Annotated in this window: 18 protein-coding genes and 1 pseudogene; 2 read left to right on the top strand and 17 right to left on the bottom strand. The window is 64.7% G+C overall.

What is annotated here, in order from left to right; translation table 11 throughout:
• Positions 1-523 (top strand): annotated as a pseudogene (locus tag IAQ70_RS22815) (hypothetical protein); the annotation flags it as partial.
• A gap of 125 nt (positions 524-648) precedes the next feature.
• On the opposite strand, the gene IAQ70_RS16795 reads toward IAQ70_RS22815, so the two are convergent.
• The gene (locus tag IAQ70_RS16795; protein ID WP_190990459.1) at positions 649-1,938 is read right to left on the bottom strand and encodes an ammonium transporter; all 1,290 of its coding nucleotides are present in this window, start codon (positions 1,936-1,938) and stop codon (positions 649-651) included.
• Between the two features lie 327 nt (positions 1,939-2,265).
• The gene (gene gdhA, locus IAQ70_RS16790; protein WP_190990458.1) at positions 2,266-3,603 is read right to left on the bottom strand and encodes an NADP-specific glutamate dehydrogenase; all 1,338 of its coding nucleotides are present in this window, start codon (positions 3,601-3,603) and stop codon (positions 2,266-2,268) included.
• A 148-nt stretch (positions 3,604-3,751) separates the two neighbouring features.
• On the opposite strand from gdhA, the gene IAQ70_RS16785 reads away from it, so the two are divergent.
• The gene (locus tag IAQ70_RS16785) at positions 3,752-4,609 is read left to right on the top strand and encodes a prephenate dehydratase (protein ID WP_190990457.1); all 858 of its coding nucleotides are present in this window, start codon (positions 3,752-3,754) and stop codon (positions 4,607-4,609) included.
• A 48-nt stretch (positions 4,610-4,657) separates the two neighbouring features.
• Here IAQ70_RS16785 and betT read toward each other — a convergent pair whose 3' ends face one another.
• The 15 genes from betT to IAQ70_RS16710 all read right to left on the bottom strand — a co-directional run bounded on the left by betT (position 4,658) and on the right by IAQ70_RS16710 (position 22,511).
• A complete protein-coding gene (gene betT, locus IAQ70_RS16780; protein ID WP_190990456.1) occupies positions 4,658-6,916 on the bottom strand; it encodes a choline BCCT transporter BetT in 2,259 nt (752 codons plus the stop codon).
• Between the two features lie 131 nt (positions 6,917-7,047).
• Positions 7,048-8,940 carry an FAD-binding monooxygenase gene (locus tag IAQ70_RS16775; RefSeq protein WP_190990455.1) on the bottom strand — a complete coding sequence of 631 codons (1,893 nt, stop codon included), beginning with the start codon at positions 8,938-8,940 and terminating at the stop codon, positions 7,048-7,050.
• 148 nt (positions 8,941-9,088) lie between these two features.
• Entirely contained in the window at positions 9,089-9,781 is a 693-nt protein-coding gene (gene urtE / locus IAQ70_RS16770) for an urea ABC transporter ATP-binding subunit UrtE (RefSeq protein WP_190990454.1), read from the bottom strand.
• Positions 9,781-10,584 carry an urea ABC transporter ATP-binding protein UrtD gene (gene urtD / locus IAQ70_RS16765; RefSeq protein ID WP_190990453.1) on the bottom strand — a complete coding sequence of 268 codons (804 nt, stop codon included), beginning with the start codon at positions 10,582-10,584 and terminating at the stop codon, positions 9,781-9,783. Before urtD ends, urtE begins: the two co-directional genes overlap by 1 nt.
• Positions 10,581-11,831, bottom strand: a complete 1,251-nt coding sequence (gene urtC / locus IAQ70_RS16760; protein ID WP_190990452.1) for an urea ABC transporter permease subunit UrtC — start codon at positions 11,829-11,831, stop codon at positions 10,581-10,583. The genes urtD and urtC overlap by 4 nt, the downstream gene beginning before the upstream one ends.
• Positions 11,828-12,712: an urea ABC transporter permease subunit UrtB gene (gene urtB / locus IAQ70_RS16755; RefSeq protein WP_190990451.1), complete on the bottom strand. Its 885-nt coding sequence runs from the start codon at positions 12,710-12,712 to the stop codon at positions 11,828-11,830. The genes urtC and urtB overlap by 4 nt, the downstream gene beginning before the upstream one ends.
• A 37-nt stretch (positions 12,713-12,749) precedes the next feature.
• Positions 12,750-14,015, bottom strand: coding sequence for an urea ABC transporter substrate-binding protein (gene urtA / locus IAQ70_RS16750; protein WP_190990450.1), 1,266 nt, complete (start codon positions 14,013-14,015; stop codon positions 12,750-12,752).
• Positions 14,016-14,325: 310 nt separating this feature from the next.
• Positions 14,326-14,697 carry a hypothetical protein gene (locus IAQ70_RS16745; RefSeq protein WP_190990471.1) on the bottom strand — a complete coding sequence of 124 codons (372 nt, stop codon included), beginning with the start codon at positions 14,695-14,697 and terminating at the stop codon, positions 14,326-14,328.
• A gap of 159 nt (positions 14,698-14,856) precedes the next feature.
• A complete protein-coding gene (locus tag IAQ70_RS16740) occupies positions 14,857-15,282 on the bottom strand; it encodes a heat shock protein transcriptional repressor HspR (protein WP_190990449.1) in 426 nt (141 codons plus the stop codon).
• 15 nt (positions 15,283-15,297) lie between these two features.
• On the bottom strand, positions 15,298-16,269 hold the full coding sequence (locus tag IAQ70_RS16735) for a DnaJ C-terminal domain-containing protein (RefSeq protein ID WP_190990448.1): 972 nt from the start codon (positions 16,267-16,269) through the stop codon (positions 15,298-15,300).
• A 94-nt stretch (positions 16,270-16,363) separates the two neighbouring features.
• Complete coding sequence (locus IAQ70_RS16730) at positions 16,364-17,050, bottom strand: nucleotide exchange factor GrpE (RefSeq protein ID WP_190990447.1); 687 nt, start codon at positions 17,048-17,050, stop codon at positions 16,364-16,366.
• 2 nt (positions 17,051-17,052) lie between these two features.
• Complete coding sequence (gene dnaK / locus IAQ70_RS16725; RefSeq protein WP_190990446.1) at positions 17,053-18,933, bottom strand: molecular chaperone DnaK; 1,881 nt, start codon at positions 18,931-18,933, stop codon at positions 17,053-17,055.
• Positions 18,934-19,174: 241 nt separating this feature from the next.
• A complete protein-coding gene (locus IAQ70_RS16720) occupies positions 19,175-19,459 on the bottom strand; it encodes a hypothetical protein (protein WP_190990445.1) in 285 nt (94 codons plus the stop codon).
• 101 nt (positions 19,460-19,560) lie between these two features.
• Entirely contained in the window at positions 19,561-20,025 is a 465-nt protein-coding gene (locus tag IAQ70_RS16715; RefSeq protein ID WP_190990444.1) for a hypothetical protein, read from the bottom strand.
• The gene (locus tag IAQ70_RS16710; protein WP_190990443.1) at positions 20,022-22,511 is read right to left on the bottom strand and encodes a molybdopterin oxidoreductase family protein; all 2,490 of its coding nucleotides are present in this window, start codon (positions 22,509-22,511) and stop codon (positions 20,022-20,024) included. The genes IAQ70_RS16715 and IAQ70_RS16710 overlap by 4 nt, the downstream gene beginning before the upstream one ends.
• Positions 22,512-22,619: the final 108 nt, after the last annotated feature.

Below are 22,619 nucleotides of genomic sequence, written 5' to 3'. Positions count from 1 at the left end.
ACACCACCGGCTCAAACACACCACAGCCTGGAAACCCACCGAAGCCACCAAAACCGAACCACCCGGCTGGATCTCACCCACCGGCCGCCACTACACCAGCGAACACCCCGACTGGGAACCATCCGTCTGGCCGCAGCAACTGGAAGACCCCGGGTTTGACGCCGCCCTTCTCGACACTACCCTTCTCATTGATCCGGGCTTCAGCGGCCGCATTTCGGGCTATCCCCTGCCCTCCGATATCCTGCGTCCGGGCCTTCCCCTGCCCTCCGAAACCCCGCGTCGGGACAACAATCTGCCTGCGGCTCCTTTCGATGGCTGGGCCGTCCAAGAAGATTCGCTATCTGAGGATCTCCCCGAAGATCCATTCCCGGAACATAGCCTGGTCCACTTTCCGCTTTTCGAAGATGATCTTCCGGACTATGTGCTGTTCCCGGACGACTCACTGCCGGGACGGCCACTCCCCCAAGATCCCTACCCGAACTGGGCCACACTCACGACCGTGGGCCGAACCGCGGAACTATAAGCCAGCGGGCGCTGGCACCGGTCCGCAGTTCGACCCACGGCCGGACTCGTGATTTATTGAATTATTTGGGCTAGCTATTGATTTATTGCGCTGTTTATTGATTGGGCTGTCAGCGTGAAGCGGTATCACGCCCGCTGCGGGGAACCCAGCTGCACGGGGTCTTCGTCCGTCAGGTAGGCCAGCTCCGAGTGGGCAGCGAGGTCGATGCCCCGGAGCTCGTCTTCCGGCTTGATACGCAGGCCGACCACATGGTCCAGGATCTTCGCCAGAATCCAGGTCACCCCAAACGAGTACGCCAGAACGGAGATGGTGGCGATCGCTTGAATCCCAAGTTGCTCGAAGCCGCCGCCGTAGAAGAGACCGCTCACTCCGTTCGGAGCCTGGTCGGTCGCGAAGAGCCCGATCAGCAGCGTGCCGATGATGCCGCCGACCAAGTGGACGCCAACAACGTCGAGTGAGTCGTCGTAGCCCAGGCGGAACTTCCATTCGATGGCGAGCGAGCAGACTGCGCCGGCGATGGCACCGATGGCCAGTGCGCCCAGCGGGCTGACGGCACCACAGGCCGGAGTGATGGCAACCAGCGCGGCGATCAGGCCGGATGCTGCGCCCATGCTGGTGGCTGCTCCGTGGCGGAGCCGCTCAACGAGTGCCCAGGCGAGGAGCCCGGCGGAAGCCGCCACTGCCGTGTTCAGGAAGACAACGGAAGCGGACTGGCCCGCAGAGAGCGCGGAGCCCGCATTGAATCCGAACCAGCCAACCCACAGCAGCCCGGCGCCAATGAGAACCAGCGGCCGGCTGTGCGGCTTGGTGTGCTCCATCTTCGGCCAGCCGGAGCTCTTTCCGAGGACCAAGGCCAGAGCCAGTGCGGCCGCGCCGGCGTTCATGTGCACCGCGGTGCCGCCGGCAAAGTCGATGGCCTTGATGCCGTTGGCAATCCAGCCCCCGGTGACGGTTCCGTCGGCGGACGAGAAGGCGAACACCCAGTGCGCGATGGGGAAGTAGACGATGGTGGCCCAGATGCCCGCGAACAGCATCCATGCACCGAACTTCATACGTCCGGCTGCCGCTCCCGCTACCAGCGCCGTGGTGACACAGGCAAAGAACAGCTGGAACGCGGCGAACAGGATCACCGGGATGGCTGCCGAGTCGTCCTTGGCCAGCAACTGCCCCATGCCCGGGAATTCGGTGATGTCACCGATCAGTCCCAGGCCCCCGACGGAGTTGCCGAAGGCCATGGAGTAGCCGAATAGCGCCCAGAGAACCGCCACCAGGCTCGCGCCGCCGAAGCACATCATCATCATGTTGAGAATGCGACGAGACCCCACCATGCCCCCGTAAAACAGGGCGAGGGCGGGGATCATCATACAGACCAGCGCCGAGCTGGCCAGAATCCAAGCGACATTTCCCGAATCCATGGGAAACCCCTTTCGTGATGCGAAGAGAGAACGGAAATTGCCCGTCGAGGCCGCGTCGGAGGAGGGACGCGGAGTCAGTACCACGTTCATTGGAGGGCAGCTATTGCCGTCTGATTCCAACTGTAGGGCTGCCGTTTCGCCGTAGGTTTCCGCCCGGTTAAATCAACGTTTCAGTCGTCCGCACGCGAGTTTCAGACGTCACTCCAGTGCAGCGCCACGTGGGAGCTGGCGCTTCAACTCCGTGTTCGCCACGAAAGCACAGAAGCCACGGACCTTTATATATTGGTCCGTGGCCTCTGTGAGGGAACGTGATGTTTGGGGGATGCCCTAGATGAGCCCCTGCGCGAGCATGGCGTCAGCCACCTTGACGAAGCCGCCGATGTTGGCGCCCAGCACGTAGTTGCCAGGCTCGCCGTATTCGTCCGCGGTGGACGCACAGCGGTCATGGATTCCCACCATGATTTCGGTGAGGCGCTGCTCTGTGTGCTCGAAGGTCCAGGAGTCGCGGCTGGCGTTCTGCTGCATCTCAAGGGCCGATGTGGCAACCCCGCCCGCGTTGGCCGCTTTGCCCGGCCCGAACAGCACTCCAGCGTCCTGGAACACCGCCACGGCGTCACGGGTGGAGGGCATGTTGGCGCCTTCACCGACCGCGACGAGACCGTTGCGCACCAGCCGCGCGGCAGCATCGCCGTCGAGCTCGTTCTGCGTGGCACACGGAAGAGCCACTTTGGCGTCGACATCCCAAACGGACCCGGATTCCACGTAGGAAACACCGGGACGGCGGAGGGCATAATCCTTGAGGCGGCCGCGCTCCACTTCCTTGACCTCACGCAGGAGTCCGACGTCGATTCCCGCCTCATCCACGATGTAACCGGAGGAGTCGGAGCACGCCACCACGCTGGCACCGAGCGTCTGGGCCTTGGCAATGGCGTTGATGGCCACGTTTCCGGAACCCGACACCACGACGCGCTGGCCATCGAAGGACATCCCGCGGGTCTTCAGCATCTCCTGGGTAAAGATGACGGTGCCGTAGCCTGTTGCTTCGGGACGCACCAGGGAGCCGCCCCAGGAAATTCCCTTGCCCGTCAGGACGCCGGATTCGTAGCGGTTGGTGATGCGCTTGTACTGGCCGAAGAGGTAGCCGATTTCACGTCCGCCCACGCCGATGTCACCGGCGGGTACGTCCGTGTATTCCCCGATGTGGCGGTACAGCTCGGTCATGAACGACTGGCAGAACCGCATGATTTCAGCGTTGCTGCGTCCGCGGGGGTCGAAGTCCGAGCCGCCCTTGCCGCCGCCAATGGGCATGCCGGTGAGTGCATTTTTGAAAATCTGCTCGAACCCGAGGAACTTGACGATGCCGAGGTAGACCGAGGGGTGGAAGCGCAGGCCACCCTTGTAGGGGCCGAGGGCGGAGTTGAATTCAACCCGGAAGCCCCTGTTGATCTGCACACGGCCGGAGTCATCGGTCCACGGAACGCGGAAGATAATCTGGCGCTCGGGCTCGCAGAGGCGCTCCAGGATGGCGGCCTCGATCAGCTCAGGGTGCCTGTCGTGGACGGGGCCGAGACTCTCGAAAACCTCGGTCACAGCCTGGTGGAATTCGGCCTCGCCAGGGTTTCGCGCCAGTACCGTGTTCCGGATGGCTTCAAGCCGCGCGTCCACACTGTCTCCTCAAATTTGTTAAATGTTCAACATGAAATGATAACAACCGATTGGCCCGCCCAATTCTTTGTGTCGTTCGGCCCCAAATCCCCTACTCGCCGTGGCCTCGGTTGGGCGGGCGGGCACCAGACGTGAAACCATACCGAGCATGGCCCAGAAAATTGCGTACCAGGGTGAACCCGGCGCCAACTCAAACATCGCGTGCATGGACATGTTCCCCGAGCTTGAAAGCATTCCGTGCGCCAGCTTCGAGGACGCGTTCGAGCTGGTATCAAGCGGTGACGCCGAGCTGGCCATGATTCCGATTGAGAACTCGATTGCCGGCCGCGTGGCTGACATCCACATCCTGCTGCCCCAGTCGAACCTGCAGATCGTGGGCGAGTTCTTCCTGCCCATTCACTTCGACCTGCTGGGCATCCCGGGCAGCACCATCGAGGGCGCCACCGAGGTCCATAGCCACATCCACGCACTGGGGCAGTGCCGCCGCCTGATCCGCGACGCCAAGCTCCGCCCTGTCATCGCCGGCGACACCGCCGGCTCAGCCCGGGAGGTCCGGGAATGGAACGACCCCACCAAACTGTCCCTCGCTCCCCCGCTCGCCGCCCAGATCTACGGCCTGGAAGTGCTGGCGTCGCGCGTCGAGGACGATCCTTCCAACACCACCCGTTTCGTGGTGCTGGCCCGGGAAAAGGAACTACCCACCCGGGATGAGTTGACCGGCCCGACAATGACCAGCTTCGTGTTCCGCGTCCGAAACGTCCCCTCAGCGCTCTTCAAAGCGCTGGGCGGCTTCGCCACCAACGGCGTGAACATGACGCGGCTGGAGAGCTACATGGTGGGTGACGAGTTCGCCGCCACCATGTTCATGGTTGACGTGGAGGGCCACCCGGAGGACCTGCCCCTGCGGCTGGCCCTGGAGGAGTTGGATTTCTTCACCACCGAAGTCCGCATCCTGGGCGTTTACCCCGCCGCCGACTACCGGACGGCCCAGGCCGTCAGGGCCTGAGGCGGCCCGTCCCCGGCGCGTCACTCCCTGGCGGTCACTCCGTGGCGGTCACTCCTTGACCGGGGCGTCCCCGCTGTCGGCTTCTGCGGGCTCAATCTTAGCGATGGACCCTGTGGCGGGCGGCATCGGCGGCGTGAGCACCGAGGCGTAATCGTGCTGGGTGGAGTAGGTCAGGAAGCCGAGGTGGGCCTCGTAGCGGTCCAGGACGTCGTCGATGATCTGCTGGTGGGTCACACCCATCAGGTCGTAGCCCTCGGACCCTGTCTGTGCGAACACTTCCACGCGGTAGTAGACGTCGGTTTCGCGGGACATGCGGCCGCCGAACATGGGGACCGGCGCCTCCACAGCCTGGACCTGGTACTGGAAGTCGCGGTGGTTCGGGATGCTGACAACCAGGGCATGGCTGGAGATGTTGGCTTCCTCGTTGGGAATGATGTCCAGGGTTGCCGGGTAGCCCTGCTTGGTGAACTCCCGGAGCACGTCGGCCAGCGCCGGCTGCACAACACGTTCCATGAACTGGGCCACCTGCTTTTTGGAAGGGTACGAGCGCATCCCGGCGAGCCGCTGCCGCCAGGTGCGGTCCGGCACCATGCCGCCGTGCGCCGCCGTCGACTGCCTGCGCAGGACCTGCCCCTCGCGTTCGGCGCGCTCCATGCGCAGTGCCTTCGAGAAGGAAGCCATCACCAGCCAGGCGATGATGGTCACCGGCAGGGCAAAGATGAGCGTGGCGTACTCCATGGTGGTCACACCGCCGGCAACCAGCATTGCGATGGTCAGCAGGGCGGTGAGGACCGCCCAGAAGATGCGGAGCCACTTAGCGCCGTCCTGGGACGGGTCCGGGATGGAAGACGAAAAATTCGACATCACCATGGCGCCGGAGTTGGCGCTCGTCAGGTAGAACAGCAGGCCGGACAGCGTGCCCAGGCCGATCAGGAAAGATGCCCCGGGAAACATCTCCAGCAAGGCATACCAGCCCTGTTCCGGGCTGTCCATGGCCAGCTGGGCGAAGTCCGTGTTCCCGCTCAGGACCTCGTGCATGGCGCTGTTGCCGAAGATGCTCACAATCAGGAAGTCGCACAGAACCGGGGCGGTGATGGCGGCAATCACGAACTCCCGCAGCGTCCGGCCGCGTGAGATGCGGGCCAGGAAGAGGCCCACGAACGGGCCCCACGCCAGCCAGAAAGCCCAGAAGAAGAGCGTCCAGCTGGCCATCCACTGAGAACCATCGTCCTCGTAGGCGAAAGTCTGCAGGGTGCGGTCGGGCAGGGTGAACAGGAACCGGCCAATGTTCTCCACCATTGAGTTGAGCAGGAATGAGGTCTGGCCGGTTACCAGGATGTACAGCAGCATGGCCGCGGAACTCCAGATGTTCAGTTCGGAGATCCAGCGGATCCCTTTGTCAACACCCGAGGTGCACGCGGCGATGGTGAGAATGACGGCGACAATCACGAGTGCGATCTGCAGCGCCAGTCCCTGTTCCAGGCCGAACATCAACGCGAAGCCCACGTTCAGCAGCACCACACCGATCCCCATGGACGTGGCAACACCGAAGACAGTTCCCACGAGGGTGACGATGTCGATCGCATCGCCAATGCCGCCACGGACCCGCTTGCCCAGCAGCGGATATAAGGCAGCCCGGATGGACAGGGGCATGCCCCACCGGTAGGCGAAGTACCCCATGGCCATGCCGAGGAGCGCATACATGGCCCAGCCAGCCACCCCGTAGTGGAACATGGTCCACACCACGGCGTCCGCGGCAGCTGCCGGCGTTTGTCCCTGGCCTGCCGGCGGTGACATGTACTGGCTGATGGGTCCGGTGACCGAGAAGAACAGCATGTCGATGCCCACCCCCGCCGCGAACAGCATGGCCACCCAGGTGAAGAGCTTGTACTGGGGCCGCGAGTGGTCCGGACCCAGCCGGACGGAGCCCTCCTTGGAAAAGGCGACCCACAGGACAAACCCGATCACCACAGTCACGGTGAGGACGTAGAACCAGCCCACGTTCTCCGCGATCCAGGCCACCACAGTCTTCATGGTGGACTGGGCGGTCGCCGGCACCAGCATCGCCCACACGGAGAAGGCGACGATGATGACCGACGCGATCACGAACACGCGCCAGTTGACCTTGGGCTGGGGCTCCTCGATCAGTTCAGCGGGGCCCCGGCTAAGCTCCTGGCTGGAAACAGGCGGGCGATTCTCGAATTCCGGGCCGCTGCGCTTGCGATCTGTACCGCCAAGCTGACTGCGTGGTACCAGCGCCTTCGGTGGTCCATCTGCCGGGTTCCGCGTGTCTTGTTGTTCAGCCATGGAATCTCATGCTAGTACACCGGACCAAAATGGGGCCCGGTCAGAGGTACCGCAGATGGCGGGGTCAGGCGTCCGATTTCAGGGGGACTGGGGCTCTTTTCGACCCGGCTCTTACGCCGGTTTCCGGTAGGTCAGGAGGGCTTCCGGTCGGGCAGGAGCGGTGCGAAGAAGGCTGCAAGTTCCGCCGTCGCGGTCAGGGGCAGCACGTTTGCCACGTACTGGTCCGGCCGTACGACCACCACCACGCCGTCGCGGTGAAGGCCCCGGAGATCGAAGATGTCAGTCTTGGCATCGGTGGCATAGACCTTCTCGTAGTCGGTCAGCTTGAACGGCCCAACGGGCGGCTTGAACACCGCCGGCACGGCGCCTATTTCCACTGCGGTGTGGTCCTGCTGGTAGACGACCTTGACGTCGAACCACGCGTCAGGATCAGCTCCCGACGGCGTTGCAGCGAGCGGCGATTCGGCTGAGTTCGCGAGCCACTCGGCCAGGTCCGTGGCGGGTGCTGGGGAGCCTGCGGCGGCCGCATCCGCGAAGACGTAGATGCGCCAGCGGCCGTCAGCTGTGGCGTGGTGGCCGAGGTGAATGGGGTTGGCGTCGCACACCCTCACCACGGGCGCCGACTTGAAGCGCTTGCCGATCGGGAAGCCCGCGGCCAGATCCTGATGTGCAGGTTCGGCGGTGAGTATGGACGGCGCGTACTCGGTCATGAATCCGGCTGGAAACTCGGCGGTGCGCACATAGAAGTCCTCGAGTTCGGAGGGGCTCTCAAACTCCTCCGGTTTCTTGGCCATCATGGTGGACCACACTTTGTCGAAGTCGATGAGATTCTTCGCCACCACCTGGCGCTCGGCCGAATACGTAGCCAGCAGGCTGGCGGGGCTGCGGCCCTCGAGGACATGGCCGAGCTTCCAGCCGAGGTTGAAACCGTCCTGCAGCGAGACGTTCATGCCCTGGCCGGCCTTGGCACTGTGCGTGTGGCAGGCGTCGCCCGTGATAAAAACCCGCGGCGTGCGGGTGGCACGCTCCTCCGGCAGCACGTCGTCGAACCTGTCCGTGAGGCGGTGGGCAACCTCGTACACGCTGTGCCAGGCGACGTTCCGGACATCAAGCGAGTAGGGGTGCAGGATGGCGTTTGCGTGGCCGATGATCTCCTCGATCGTGGTGCTCCGCACGGCACCCTTGTTATCCGGGCCCACCTCGCCGAGGTCCACGTACATGCGGAAGAGGTGGCCGCCTTCGCGCGGGATCAGCAGGATACTGCCGCCCGAGCCGGACTGGATGGCGCATTTCGTCCGGATATCGGGGAAGTCCGTAACGGCGAGGATATCCATGACGCCCCACGCGTGATGGGCCTGGTCCCCGGCCATGGTGCAGCCGATCGAATCCCGCACCTTGCTGCGCGCGCCGTCCGCACCGACAACGTATTTCGCCCGCACAATGCGCTCCTGGCCCTCGTCTGGACCTGCCGTGCGGGCGAGGGTCACGGTAACGGGGTGCTCTCCTTCGCCGACTTCCAGGCCGCGGAACTCGTACCCGTAATCCGGTTTCATCCTCGTGGGAGCATCGGCCATGTATTCGGCGAAGTAGTCCAGCACGCGGGCCTGGTTGACGATCAGGTGCGGAAACTCACTGATGCCCATCTCATCATCAACGGCCCGGGCGGCGCGGACGATCCGGGAATGATCGGCAGGGTCCGGCTTCCAGAACGCCATTTCGGTGATCCGGTAGGCCTCGGCGATGATCCGTTCGGCGAAACCAAAGGCCTGGAAGGTCTCCACACTGCGGGCTTGGATGCCGTCTGCCTGGCCGATGACGAGTCTTCCTGCACGGCGCTCCACAATGCGGGTGGTGATGCCGGGAAACTGGGAAAGCTGGGCCGCGGCAAGCATGCCCGCGGGGCCGGTGCCCACGATGAGCACGTCAACCTGGCCGGGGAGCCCGGCCGGGCGGTCGAGGCCGACGCCGGCGGCGGGCTTGATGCGCGGGTCCCCTGATACGTAACCGTGGTGATGGAACTGCACGGGCTTTCCTCACTTCGTTGTGTGAATGTACTCGATAGTACGCTCGACGGCTCGTGATTTCAGGGCCACAGCTTTGCGTACAATTCCGTACTCATGAGGAGCGCTTGGGACACCTCACCGTGGGACGCAGCCCCCGGCGGTTGAGTCGTCAGATGAGCATCGCCTGCCGCACGCTGGCGGCCGATCCGGCGCCGCCCGCTCCCGAGGAGGATACCCTTCCAGCCGAGAGGACGTAGTAACTGTCCGCAGCGTGCAGGGCGAACCCGATGTGCTGCTCCACCAGCAGGATGCTCATGCCGTTGCGTTGGGACAGCTTGACGATGGTCTCTTCGATCTCGGCCACAATGTTGGGCTGGATCCCTTCGGTTGGTTCGTCCAGGATCAGCAGCCGCGGGTCGGTGATCAAGGCCCGGGCAATGGCCAGCTGCTGCCTCTGGCCGCCAGAAAGCAGCCCCGCCCTCCTGGCCAGCAGCGGCCGGAGCGCGGGAAACATATCGAGGGCCTCGCCCACGCGTTCAGTGCCGCTCCTCCGCCCGTCTGCCACGAGCTGCAGGTTCTCCATAACGGAAAGCTGCCCGAATGACTGCTGGCCCTGCGGCACATAGGCCATGCCCCGCGCCACCCGCTGGTGCGGGCGGAGCGCCGAGATGTCATCCCCGTCGAGTGTGATGCGTCCCGCCGTGGGTTTGAGCAGCCCGACGACGGCGCGCAGCAGCGTCGTCTTGCCAGCGCCGTTGTGCCCCAGGACAGAAACAACGGCACCGTCGGGGACGGTCACGCTCACCCCGGAGATCACCTGCGTACGGCCGTAGCCGGTCTGCAGCTCTTCGATTTCCAGCATCAGTGGCCTCCCGTTTTCGAGGTCCCCAGGTAGACTTCCTGCACCCTCGGATCTGCCTGCACCTGCGCTACGCTTCCCTCGCTGAGGACCTTGCCGGCAGCAAGGACTGAGACTGACGTGGCGAACTCCCGGACGAAGTCCATGTCGTGCTCAATCACCAGCGTGATCCGGCTGGCCGCGATGCGGTGGAGCAGTGCGCCTGTTTCGGCGCGCTCATCCTGGCTCATCCCCGCGATTGGTTCGTCCAGAAGCAGCAGGTCTGAGTTCTGCACCAGGAGCATGCCGATCTCCAGCCATTGCTTTTGTCCGTGCGCGAGGATCCCGGCCTTTTTGTCAGCGGCGCCTTCCAGTCCGATGATTTCCAGGGCTTCCTCCACCGCCGGCTCCACGGCCTTCCGGCGTCGGAGCATCTGAAGCGGTCCGCGGCCCGAACCCGCAGCGATGTCGAGGTTCTGGAGAACGGAGAGGTCCTCAAACACGCTTGCGGTCTGGAAGGTGCGCCCCACACCGAGCCGGGCGATTTGGTGCACTTTGCGGCCGAGGATCTCTGTGCCTGTATGGTTCACCGATCCGGTGGCCGGGACCAGGCCGGTGATGGCGTCGATCACGGTTGTCTTCCCGGCACCGTTGGGACCGATCAGGAACCGCAGGTCGCCCTGGATCACATCAAGATTGACCTTGTCCACGGCGAGGAACCCGTCAAAGGACACCGAAAGGTCGCGGACTTCAAGGTACTTGGGCCTGCCGTGGCGCAGCCCCCCGGCCCGGGGCTCCCCGTCAGGGAGCAGTGTGGGCGTAGTCATCTGCTGACCTCCTCAGGTCTGGTGGCTTTCGCTGGCGCTTCCGGATGCGGCGCCGCGGGATCTGGCGCTTCCGGATCCGGCGCTTCCGGATGCGGCGCCGCGGGATCTGGCGCTTCCGGATCAGGCGCTGGGAGGTCCGGCGCAGCGGGCCGTGTTGATGAAGGCGGCGCCGCGTCCGGCGTTGACGCGCTGGCCGGGGTCCGGCGCCACCTGCCCACCGCGGCAGGCAAAGAGGCAAGCCCACCGGGCATGAACCCGATGACCAGGACAAACAGCAGCCCCTGGAAGTACACCCAGAACGACGGGAAAGTGGAGGCCAGGCTGGACTGGGCTGCTGCGACGCCCACAGCCCCGAGGACCGGCCCCAGGAGGGTTGCGCGGCCGCCGATGGCGACGCCGATCAGGAAGGCGATGGAGGGGATGACTCCCACATCCGCCGGTGAGATGATTCCGACGAGCGGGACGAACAGCGCCCCCGCGATGCCTGCCAGGACAGCTGCAATCACGTAGATGACGGTCTTGACGGTCGCCGGATCGTAGCCAAGGAACCGGACGCGCTCCTCCTGGTCCCGGACCGCCACCAGCAGCTCGCCCAGGCGGCTGTGCATCAGCTGCCTGGCAATGGCGAGCGCCAGCAGGAGGACCACCGCCGCGATCATGTACAGCATGAGCTTGTTGCTGGGATCCTTCAGGTCAAAGCCGAAGAAGGACCGGAACCCGTTGAGCCCGTTGGAGCCGCCGGTCGTGGCCTGCTGCCCGATCAGGAACACGGCGAAGGCAGCCGCCAGGGCCTGGCTGAGGATCGCAAAATAGGCACCTTTGACACGGCGCTTGAAAATGGCCAAACCGAGGACCAAAGCCACCAGCCCCGGAACCAGGACCACAGCCAGGAGCGTCAGCGCAGGGCTCCGGAACGGTTCCCACCACCCGGGCACCTCTCCGCTGCCGTAAAGGGACATGAAGTCCGGGACGCCGGTGCCGCCAAAGAGCGACGCGTCGGCCAGTTTCATGTGCATGGCCATGATGTAGGCGCCAAGCCCGAAGAACACCCCTTGGCCCAGGGTCAGCATGCCGCCGCGTCCCCAGGCCAGGCCGATGCCGACTGCCACGATGGCAAAGCAGAGGAACTTTCCGAGCAGGCCCAGGCTGAAGGCCGGAAGAACCGCGGGCGCGACTCCCAGGAGCAGGACCGCGCCAAGGGTGAACCCGGCGGCGGTTCCCAACCGCCCGCGCAACAGGTTTCTCATGCCAGGCTCCTTGTCTTGAGGCTGAAGATGCCCTGCGGCCTGAGCTGGAGGAACATCACGATTACGATCAGGATCAGGACCTTGCCGATGCTGGCCGTCGTCGAGTATTCAAAGACGGACTGAAGCACGCCCAGGGCAAATGCGGCGATGACGGCGCCCTTGATCTGGCCGATGCCCCCGGCCACCACCACCAGGAAGGCATCCACAATGTAGTTGGTGCCCAGGTAAGGGCTTGTGGAACCAATCAGGGTAACTGCGACGCCGGCAATGCCCGCCAGGCCCGAACCAATGAAGAACGTCAGCTGGTCACTGCGCCGCGTAGACACCCCGCTCGTTTCCGCAAGATCCCGGTTCAGGACAACCGCCCGGATACGGCGCCCGAGCGGTGTGGCCTTCAGAAGCAGGACCAGGCCGGCAAGGCACAGCAGCGAGAGCCCCAGGATGAAGAGCCGGGTCAGCGGAATCGGAGCGCCCAGCAACTCAATGTTTCCCTGCAGCCATCCCGGCGCACGGACATCGACGCTGGGTGCGCCGAAAATGTCACGCGCGGCCTGCTGCAGGATGAGCGCCACCCCGAACGTGACCAGGAGGGTGTCCAGGGGCCGGTGGTACATGCGGCGCAACAGCACCGCCTCGAGCACCAGCCCCAGGACACCTCCCACCAGGAAGCCCGCGGGAATGGAAACCAGCAGTGATACGCCGGCGTCGGAGATGGTTTGCTGGACCACGAACGCCGTGTAGGCGCCGGCCATCATGAACTCGCCGTGGGCCATGTTGATGACCCCCATCTGGCCGAACGTCAACGACAGACCCAGTGCTGCCAGGAGCAGGACGGAGCCGAGGCTGAGTCCGGCGAACATCTGCCCTATCAGGAGTTCCATTCCGGCAGGCCTTTCCTCGATGATGTTGTCGCGGCCGTTACTTGGCCAGGTCCTTGGCCCAGTCATAGGTGGCCAGGAACGGGTCCGGTTTAACCGCCGCAGGAGATGACCACACTGTGTCGATCAGGCCATCTGCATTGATCTTGCCGATGCGGGGGGTTTTGGTGATGTGGTTGTTCTCCCCGTTCACCGTCACCAGGCCTTCAGGCGCCTCGAAGGTCACTCCGCCAGCCGCGGCCTGCACCTTGTCCACCTCAAAGGACCCGGCCTTCTCCACCATGGCTTTCCACAGGTACAGCGACGTGTAGGCAGCTTCCATGGGATCGCTGGTGACCCGCTCGGCGCCGAACTTGGCCTTGAACGCGGCGACGAATTTCTTGTTTGCCGGGGTATCGAGGGTCTGGTAGTAGTCCCAGGCCGTCAGCTGGCCGTGCACGTTATCCAGGCCGACGCCGGGGACCTCCTCCTCGGCGATGGAAACCGAGACCACGGGCATAGTGTCCGCGGTCAGTCCGACGCTCTTGTACTGGCGGAAGAAGGCTACGTTGCTGTCGCCGTTGAGGGTGTTGAAGACAGCATCTGCCTTGGAGTCGCGGACTTTGTTGACGATGGTGGAGAATTCCGTGGAGCCGAGCGGGGCGTACTCTTCCCCGCGGATTTCGATGCCCTTGGCCGCGGCATAGGCCTGGATGATCTTGTTGGCTGTCCGTGGGAAGACGTAGTCACTGCCAACAAGGAAAAGCGACTTGGTTCCCTGCTCGGCCAGATAGTCCAGGGCTGGAATGATCTGCTGGTTGGTGGTGGCGCCGGTGTAGAAGATGTTCTTGGACGACTCCAGGCCCTCGTACTGCACCGGATAGAACAGCAGTGCGTCGTTGGCCTCGAACACCGGGAGCATCGCCTTGCGGCTTGACGACGTCCAGCCGCCGAATACCGCGGCGGTGCAGTCCTGCTGGATCAGCTTCCCGGCACGCTCCGCGAACTTGGTCGGTTCGCTGGCACCGTCCTCACTGATGACCGAGAGCTGCTTGCCCAGGACACCACCGGAAGCATTGATCTCCTCGGCGGCCAGGGTCAGGGAGTCGAACACCGTGCTCTCGCTGATGGCCATGGTGCCCGACAGCGAGTTGATGAAGCCCACTTTGATGCTGCTTCCCGACGTGTTGACACAGGTAGTACCGCTGCTCGCGGTGGAGCCCGCGGATGCCGGATCCGCAATCTGGCTGCCGCAGCCGGCCAGGACCGTGGCCATGGCGGCCGCCGCCAAGGGAATGAACGCGCGTTTGGTGACCGAAACCCACATGTGTACCTGCTTTTCACTCCGCCGCTGCCTGAGGCAACGGCTCGCCTCCGGGGTCCTGGAAGTGACCCCTTGCGATGAATCTAGGAGCGAATTGTTTCGGCGCCTGCGTGATTGGTTTCCGGGCCGTTTCGGGACAGGCCGCGATCCTTCCCGGGCTCAGTGCACCCGGTGGAGAGGCTTGAGTTAGCGCGGGAGAGCGGGCTGGAGAAGTTAACCTGCAGGAAACCTGCCTTGCGTAACTTTCACCGGCCGGCCGGACACATTTCGTCGGACTACCGAAAACGGCCCTGACCTGTGGCGATAGGAGGGGCTAACCCATCGCCGGCGCCACCCTGGTCCCGGAACTGAACTGGCGGCGGGCCCAGCGGGCGAGTTTTTTGCCCTTGCCCTTCCACCAGCTGTCCTCGTCCTTGTCGTGGTGGAGACGGAAAATGATCGCCACCATCACGAACGTGGACATACAAACGTCCATCCACGACCAGGACAGCGCGGCGATGAGCGCGCTCATGCCCGTGGCGATGATCGAGGGGATGGCCAGCGTCCGGAAGACGGTGCTGGCCACGTACCGTCGGTGCGATCTTGGCACCGAGAGTGCCCGCACCATGTCAAAACACGCGCAGACCACCACAACGGTCTGCCCGAAGGCGAGCAGGATCAGCCCAGCGCTGGACCCCGCAAACATAACGACTGAAGAACCTAACACGTGAACCCCCAGAGACTCGGACCTGCGCTGTGAGACCAGCAACAGTTCCATTGAAGACACCGGGGACGGACGGGTCACGAGTAGTGAGTACTCTAATTTTCCGAGTACTTGGTTCCAGGGTGCTTGTTTCCGGCTTGCTTACTTGCCCAGGGCCCTGGGCCGCCAGACCACAACGGCCTGCGAGCGCGCGCGGGGACGCTGGCCGCGTGCCAGGCTCACCACATCGCCCGCCGCGCCGGCGGCAAAAATCCTGGAGTCCAGCGGATCACGACGGCGGGCCACCTCCTCGGTCAGCTCGCTCACCTTGCGCTGGAGTGCAGCCACCTGGTTCTCAAGTTCGAGGATCCTTTTGATGCCCTCCAGGGAGACGCCTTCGTGGGAAAGCCGCTGAACCTCACGCAGCATGTTGACGTCCCGCTGCGAGTAGCGGCGGGACTTCCCCGGTGCCCGGCTGGGCGAAACAAGGCCCAGCCGGTCGTACTGCCGGAGCGTCTGCGGGTGCATATCCGCCAGTTCGGCCGCCACCGAGATCACGAAGATCGGCTGGTCAGCACTAATGTTCACGGTCTGCTCCGCTGCTTACAGCCGGGCCTTGGCGGCCAGGCCCTGCCGGACATCGGCGTCGGAAGTTGCTTCGGCGAAGGCCTTCACGGCCGCCTCAGCCTCTTTGTTCAGGTTTTTGGGAACCGCGACGTCGATGGTGACCAGAAGGTCGCCGGTCGCCTTGGACGTTTTCACGCCACGGCCCTTCACCCTGAGCGTGCGGCCCGAGGGTGTGCCGGCCGGAACGCGGACCTTCACGTTTTCGCCGTCGATGGTGGGAACCTCGATGTCAGCGCCCAAAGCAGCTTCCGGGAAGGTGACCGGAACGTGGATGCGGAGGTTGTCGCCGTCGCGCGTGTAAAACTCGTGGGGTTTGACCGAAACGGCCACCATCAGGTCACCGTTTCCGGCAGGTGAGGGCTGGCCCTTTCCGCGGACGCGTACCTTCTGGCCGTCTTTGATACCCGCCGGAACCCGGACGTCGATGACGTCGCCGCTGGGTTCGCGCAGGCCGATGGTGGTGCCGCGGATCGAGCCGGCGAAGGAAATGCTGGTGGTCGCCGTGCGGTCCGCGCCCTTCTGCGGTCCGCGCTGGAAACCGGTCTGGCCGCCGAAGCCGCCGCCGAACAGGTCCGCGAACTCGGGCGGAATGCCGCCGGAGGTGCTGAAACCGCCGGCATGGCGGCCGGCGTTCCCGGTGAACAGCCCGCCGAACATGTCCTCGAAGCCACCGTTGCCGCCCCCGGCGCCGCCCGGCGCAAACCTGGCGCCGCCGCCCATGGCGCGGATGGCGTCGTACTGCTGGCGCTCGTCCGGGTCGGAGAGCACCGAATAGGCCTCGGAGATGTCCTTGAACTTCTTCTCCGACGCAGCGTTTCCCGAGTTGGTGTCCGGGTGGTGCTGGCGGGCAAGTTTCCGGTATGCCTTCTTGATGTCGGCGTCGGAAGCGTCCTTGGCGATACCAAGGATCGCGTAAAAGTCCTTGTCCACCCAATCCTGGCTAGCCAATGGCGTTTCCTTTCAAAGTCTGAGCCGAGATGGCAGTTCACGGCAATGTTCTTGCGAATCACTGCCGCGAACTGCCATCTCGATGTGGGTAATGCTACGCAGGAACCGCGACGATAACCTGTGCTGCACGGAGGACCCGGTCGCCTGACCGGTAGCCGGAGCGGAGCACCTGGCTGACGGTGTCAACCTCGATGTCCTCGCCCGACTGCTGGATCAGGGCCTCGTGGATGTTCGGATCGAACTCCACGCCGGTCTCGGCGATGCGAACCAGGCCGTACGTCTTCAGCGCGGTCTCCAGCTTGGTGGCGATGGCCGCGAACGGACCGTCCGCGAGGTCACCGTGCTGGCGGGCGGCGTCGATGTCGTCCAGGACCGGCAGCAGGGAGTTCAGGACGCCGATGACGGCCATCTCCCCTGCCACGGCCCGGTCGCGCTCAACGCGCTTGCGGTAGTTGACGTACTCAGCCTGGAGGCGGAGCAGGTCGTTCTTCAGCTCGGCAGCTTCCGCGTGTCCTGCACCCTGGGCCACGGATTCCTCAGCCGGCACCTCGATGCCGTTAAGGATCTCCTCGGCCTGGGCAAGGGCGTCGCCGTCGGAGTCAACAGCGTCGGCCGCGGAGTCAGAACCCGCCGGGGCCGCAGCGTGCTGCTCGCCCTCCGGGTGCCTGGCCTCCCCGGTCACCGGGTCAACCTTGCGGTTGTCCCGGATGACCGGCTCCTGGTGGCCGTTGCCCTGGTCTGCGGATGAGTTGTGCTCTTCCTCGTTACCGTGGTGCGGCATGGCTACTTCTTCGCTTCGTCTTCGTCGATGATCTCGGCGTCGACGATGTCCTCATCAGCCGCCTTCTCGCCGCCTGCAGCACCTGCGGGAGCGCCTTCAGCACCCGCAGCGCCCGTGGCGCCGTCCGGGGAACCGGCCTGGGCGTAGATGGCTTCGCCCAGCTTGCTCTGGGAAGCCTGCAGCTTCTCAAACGCGTTCTTCACGGCGGCGTCATCCGTGCCTTCGAGTGCCTTCTTGAGGGCGTCGACGTCGGCCTGGACCTCGGTCTTGACCTCTTCAGGCAGCTTGTCGGCGTTGTCGGCGATCAGCTTGTCCACGGAGTAGGCGAGCTGCTCGGCCGTGTTGCGGGTGTCCGTTGCCTCGCGGCGGGCCTTGTCCTCGGCTGCGTGCTCCTCGGCGTCCTTGACCATGCGGTCGATGTCTTCCTTGGAGAGCGCTGTGCCGCCGGTGATGGTCATGGACTGTTCCTTGCCGGTGCCCTTGTCCTTCGCGGAGACGTGCACGATGCCGTTGGCGTCGATGTCGAAGGTGACCTCAACCTGCGGGACGCCGCGCGGGGCCGGCGCGATGCCGGTCAGCTCGAACGTGCCCAGCGGCTTGTTGTCGCGGGTGAACTCACGCTCGCCCTGGAAGACCTGGATGGCCACGGACGGCTGGTTGTCGTCTGCCGTGGTAAAGGTCTCGGAACGCTTCGTGGGGATGGCCGTGTTGCGCTCGATGAGGTGCGTCATGACACCACCCTTGGTTTCGATGCCCAGGGACAGCGGGGTGACGTCGATCAGCAGGACGTCCTTGCGCTCGCCCTTGAGGACACCGGCCTGGAGTGCGGCGCCGACTGCGACGACCTCATCCGGGTTGACGCCCTTGTTGGGCTCCTTGCCGCCGGCCAGTTCCTTGACCAGCTCGTAGACGGCGGGCATACGGGTGGAACCGCCGACGAGCACGATGTGGTCAATCTCGGAGAGCTTGATGCCGGCTTCCTTGATGACGTCGTGGAACGGCTTCTTGGTGCGCTCGAGCAGGTCCTTGGTGAGGTCCTGGAACTTGGCGCGGGTCAGCTGCTCGTCCAGGTGGACCGGGCCGTCGGGGGTGACGGAGAGGTACTGGAGGGAGACGTTGGTGCTGGTGGAGGAAGAGAGTTCCTTCTTGGCCTGCTCGGAAGCTTCCCGGAGGCGCTGCAGGGCGATCTTGTCCTTGGACAGGTCGATGCCCTTGACCTTGAGCTGGTTCAGCAGGTAGTCAACAACGCGCTGGTCCCAGTCGTCGCCGCCGAGGCGGTTGTCACCGGCGGTGGAGCGGACCTGGATGGTGGAGAAGTTGTCTTCATCCTTGCCCACTTCGAGCAGGGAGACGTCGAACGTGCCGCCGCCGAGGTCGAAGACCAGGATGAGTTCGTCTTCCTTGCCCTTGTCCAGGCCGTAGGCCAGTGCTGCCGCGGTGGGCTCGTTGACAATGCGCAGGACGTTCAGGCCCGCGATTTCGCCGGCTTCCTTGGTGGCCTGGCGCTCGGCGTCGTTGAAGTAGGCCGGAACGGTGATCACAGCGTCGGTGACTTTTTCACCGAGGTAGGACTCGGCGTCGTTCTTCAGCTTCATCAGCACACGGGCGGAGATTTCCTGCGCGGTGTACTTCTTGTCATCGATCGCGACGGACCAGTCGGTGCCCATGTGGCGCTTGACGGAGGCGATGGTGCGGTCGATGTTGTTGACGGCCTGGCGCTTGGCGATCTCGCCCACCAGGACTTCGCCGGTCTTGGAGAATGCAACGACCGACGGCGTGGTGCGGCCACCCTCGGCGTTGGCAATAACGGTGGGCTCGCCACCTTCGAGAACGGAGACGACGGAGTTGGTGGTTCCGAGGTCGATACCTACTGCACGTGACATGTGTTGCTTCCTTCTTTTCTTGGAAACTTGCTGGCGCCCCTCATTGAGCGTTCTGCACTCAACTTTACTCAGCTCGCAAACGATGTCAATGCAAAGTTGAGCGCAGTGCGCTCAACTTTGGATTTTGTGCCGTGTGGAGATCGCCCGGCTCCCCGTCATTCCGGGCTTTTTGGGGCGGGTCCGACGGCGACTCCTTTAGTTTCGCTCTCGGAGAACGGTAGCGCGGCTGCCCGTGGTGGGATCACCCATGCAGGGGACCGCGCTCTTCGTCGGTGGTGTTGACCTGGCCGTCCGTCAGTCCTTCGCGGATGGCGTCCTCTTCACGGGCGGCTCCGGCCGTTCCGGCGTCGCCGTAGTCGCCCTCCGGATAGTCGCCCCCTTCGGGCTGCGGCTCGTCCACGCCGCCCACCACGCCGGCGTCACCGTAGTCGCCTTCCACGTACTGGCCGCCTTCACCCTCCAGGCCCGGAGCCGTGCTGGCTTTTCGGGCCTGGTCTGCAGCTGCGGAGTCATGATTTTCGCTCATGGTGGCATCTCTTCCTCGAGGTTCCGCGTCCATGCGGGCGCACTTTGGATTTTACCCAGCACGGGCCCGGCTAGACAGGGGTGGCTGCAACCCGCAGCCGCTCATTCGCCGGCGGCCACGAGCGCCTGTGGAGCTGCCTGCTTCATTCTCGTCTGCAGCCACTTCAGCTGGGTTGAGGTCTGCGAATCGCACTCCGCCACCACGGCGAGCAGCTCTTCGTCGCGGAGGGCGGAGGCGGCCTGCTTGACCATGGTCCAGGTGATGTCCACAAAGCTGGCCAGGAGGTACAGGTCCTGGAGGTCACGCAGCAGGCCTACCGGCCCGCTTCGGGTTTGGGAGAGGCCAGCCGCATGGAGGCGCTCCGGCTCGCTGTCCGAGGCTTCCTCTCCGTAGCGTCCGACGACGGCCTCCAGCTTCTCCTGGTGGGTCAGGCACTGCCGCGCCAGGGTGAGGCAGAGGAAGTACACGTCGGGCTCCTCGCCGTGACCTTCCGCAACTTCGACGAACGATTCTGCCAGCGTCACTTCAGTCCTGCGGAGCATGCCCAGGTAGATCTTGAGGTTCATGACCGGCCTCCGGCGGAGTTTACGGCGCCTGGAAACTGCGGCGGAGCGGCGGCCGCCAGGAGCTCAGATGCTTCAGCGTCCGGACCACCCCTCGTGGCTGGAACGTTGGTTGCCCCGGCAGGGCGGGACGCCGTCGTGGTCGGTGCCGGAGCGGGCCCGGTGGCACCTCCGATCCGTTCCACCCTGACCGCTGCATTCTTGAACACCGGCTGCTTGGACACCGGGTCCCACTCGGTAAGGGTGAGTTCGTTGGCGGCAGTGGGGTGCTCCCCCGGAACGCCGCCGGCATCCCAGTAGCCGTAGTGGAAGGGCGCGAAGACGCTGCCCGGCCGGATGCCGCTGACGCGGACAGGGACCTCGATGCTGCCCCGCCGGGACGAAACCCTCACCAGATCACCCTCGGAGATTCCCAACTCTTCGCAATCGGCCGGCGCCATTTCAACCCAGGCCTTCGGCGCGGCCGCCGTCAGCGGTTTGGAACGGCCTGTCTTAGTGCGCGTGTGGAAGTGGTAGGCGGTGCGCCCCGTGGAGTAGCGGAGGGGAAATTCCTGGTCCGGCTCCTCGTGGGGCGGGGTGTACTCCGCGCTGCGCAGGAAGGCCCGGCCGGCAGGAGCCGCAGCCTTATATTCCGTCGGAGGAATGGATGCGCCGGTGAGGAGGTCGTGGCCGTAGCTTTCGCAGTATCCAGGGTCCGTGGGGAACACGCCGTCGTTGTAGAGCCGGACCCGGCCATCGGGATAGTCGTCGTTGCACGGCCAGGGAATGCCGCTCCCGCCCCGGAGCTTTTCGTAGCTGATGCCTGAGTAGTCGCAGGGCCGGCCCCGGGAACATTCCTTCCAGGCTTCGAACGCTTCCTCGGGCCCGGTCCATGGCAGCAGGGGTGCACCGTCCTGCGTGCTGAAGTCCATCCGGCGGGAGTAATCGAGGAAAATATCCAGATCCGGGCGGGCTTCGCCCGGAGGTTCCACGGCCTTGTCCGAAAGGTGCACGGTGCGGTCTGCGTTCGTGAACGTCCCGGCTTTCTCGCCCCAGCCGGCGGCGGGGAGCACGACGTCGGCCGCCTGGGCTGTTTCCGTCAGATACAGGTCCTGGACCACGAGGAAGAGCTCCGGCCTGGCGAGGATCTCCCGGATCCTGGGCAGCTGCGGCATGGAGACGGCAGGATTGGTGGCCGACACCCACAGGAATTCGATGGAGCCCTGCTCCGCGTAACGGAAAATCTGCAGCGCGTGCGTGGGGGGCGCCCAGTGCGGAATGATCGCGGGGTCAACGTTCCAGAGCTTCGCCAGCTCGTTGATGTGGTCCTCGTTTTCCCAGTTCCGGAAGCCCGGCAGGTCGCCGTCGGCACCGCATTCCCTGTTGTTCTGAGCGGTGGGCTGCCCGTTCATCTGCAGTAACCCGCAGCCGGGGCGCCCCAGCATGCCGCGCAGCAGGTGCAGGTTGTTGACCTGGCAGGCGGAGGCCGTGGCCTGGGAAGACTGGTAGAACCCCTGCAGCACGGTGGACAGCACCCGGGCCGAGGTTCCGAAGATTCTTGCCGCCTCCCGGATGTCCGCGGCCGCCACACCGCAGGTTTCGGCCGCGGCCTCCGGAGTCCACGGCTCCACCGCCTTCCGGAGGTCCTCAAGCCCCAGGGTGTGATCGCTGAGGTAAGCCGAATCCTCCCAGCCGTTCTGCAGGACCTCACGGACCAAAGCGTGCATCAGCGCCAGGTTGGTGCCCGGCCTCAGCGCTAGATGAACGTCCGCATACCTGGCCACCTCGGTGTCACGGGGATCCATACACACGATCTTCGGGCGGTCCGGGCCGGCGATCCTGTCGAGCACCCTGGACCAGAGGACAGTCTGCGTCTCGGCCATGTTGTGCCCGTACAGGAAGATGGCGTCGCAGTGGTCGATGTCTTCGTACGCTCCCGGCTGCCCGTCGGCGCCGAAGGACTCCTTCAGCGCAGCCGCCGCCGTGGCTGTGCACAGCCGCGTATTGCCGTCCATGTGCGGGGTACCGATGCCGGCCTTCCCGATCACGGCCAGGGCGTAGTACTCCTCGAGGAAGAGTTGGCCGCTGGTGTAGAAGCCGTGGCTCAGCGGACCCTTGGTCCGGAGCAGTTCCTGGCTTCTCGCAACAATGCGGCCCATTGCTGTGTCCCAGCTGCATTCCACCAGCTGCCCGTGCTCGCGGATCATCGGGCGTGTGAGGCGGTCCTGGTGCGAGACTCCCTGCCAGCTGGCGAACAGGCCCTTCGGCCCCAGCCGCCCATGGTTCACCAGGTCGCCGGCCCGGCCCCGGATGCCCACCATGGCACCGTCCTTGACGGCAATGTCGCAGGCGCAGCCGTTGCTGCACAGGACGCAGGCAGACTGCACCCAGCGGTCAATGTCCGCTTCCTGCAAGCCGCCGTCGAGCGCCTGGTCCACCCGGACCGGCCACAGCCCGCCGCGGCCATAGGGCGTCCGGCTTCCCCAGATATCGGCAATACGGTCAGCCATGCGGGTCTCCCTGGCTCTTGCGGCGGCGAAAGAGTTTCTGCTGATCAGGCTAGACCCGGAGGACGCCGAAGCGAAAGGGCAGTAGGCTTACTATTCCGCCGGCCTCGA

Source organism: Pseudarthrobacter sulfonivorans, from assembly GCF_014712225.1.
Lineage (GTDB): Bacteria > Actinomycetota > Actinomycetes > Actinomycetales > Micrococcaceae > Arthrobacter > Arthrobacter sulfonivorans.
This window is presented reverse-complemented; position numbering and strand designations above follow the sequence as displayed.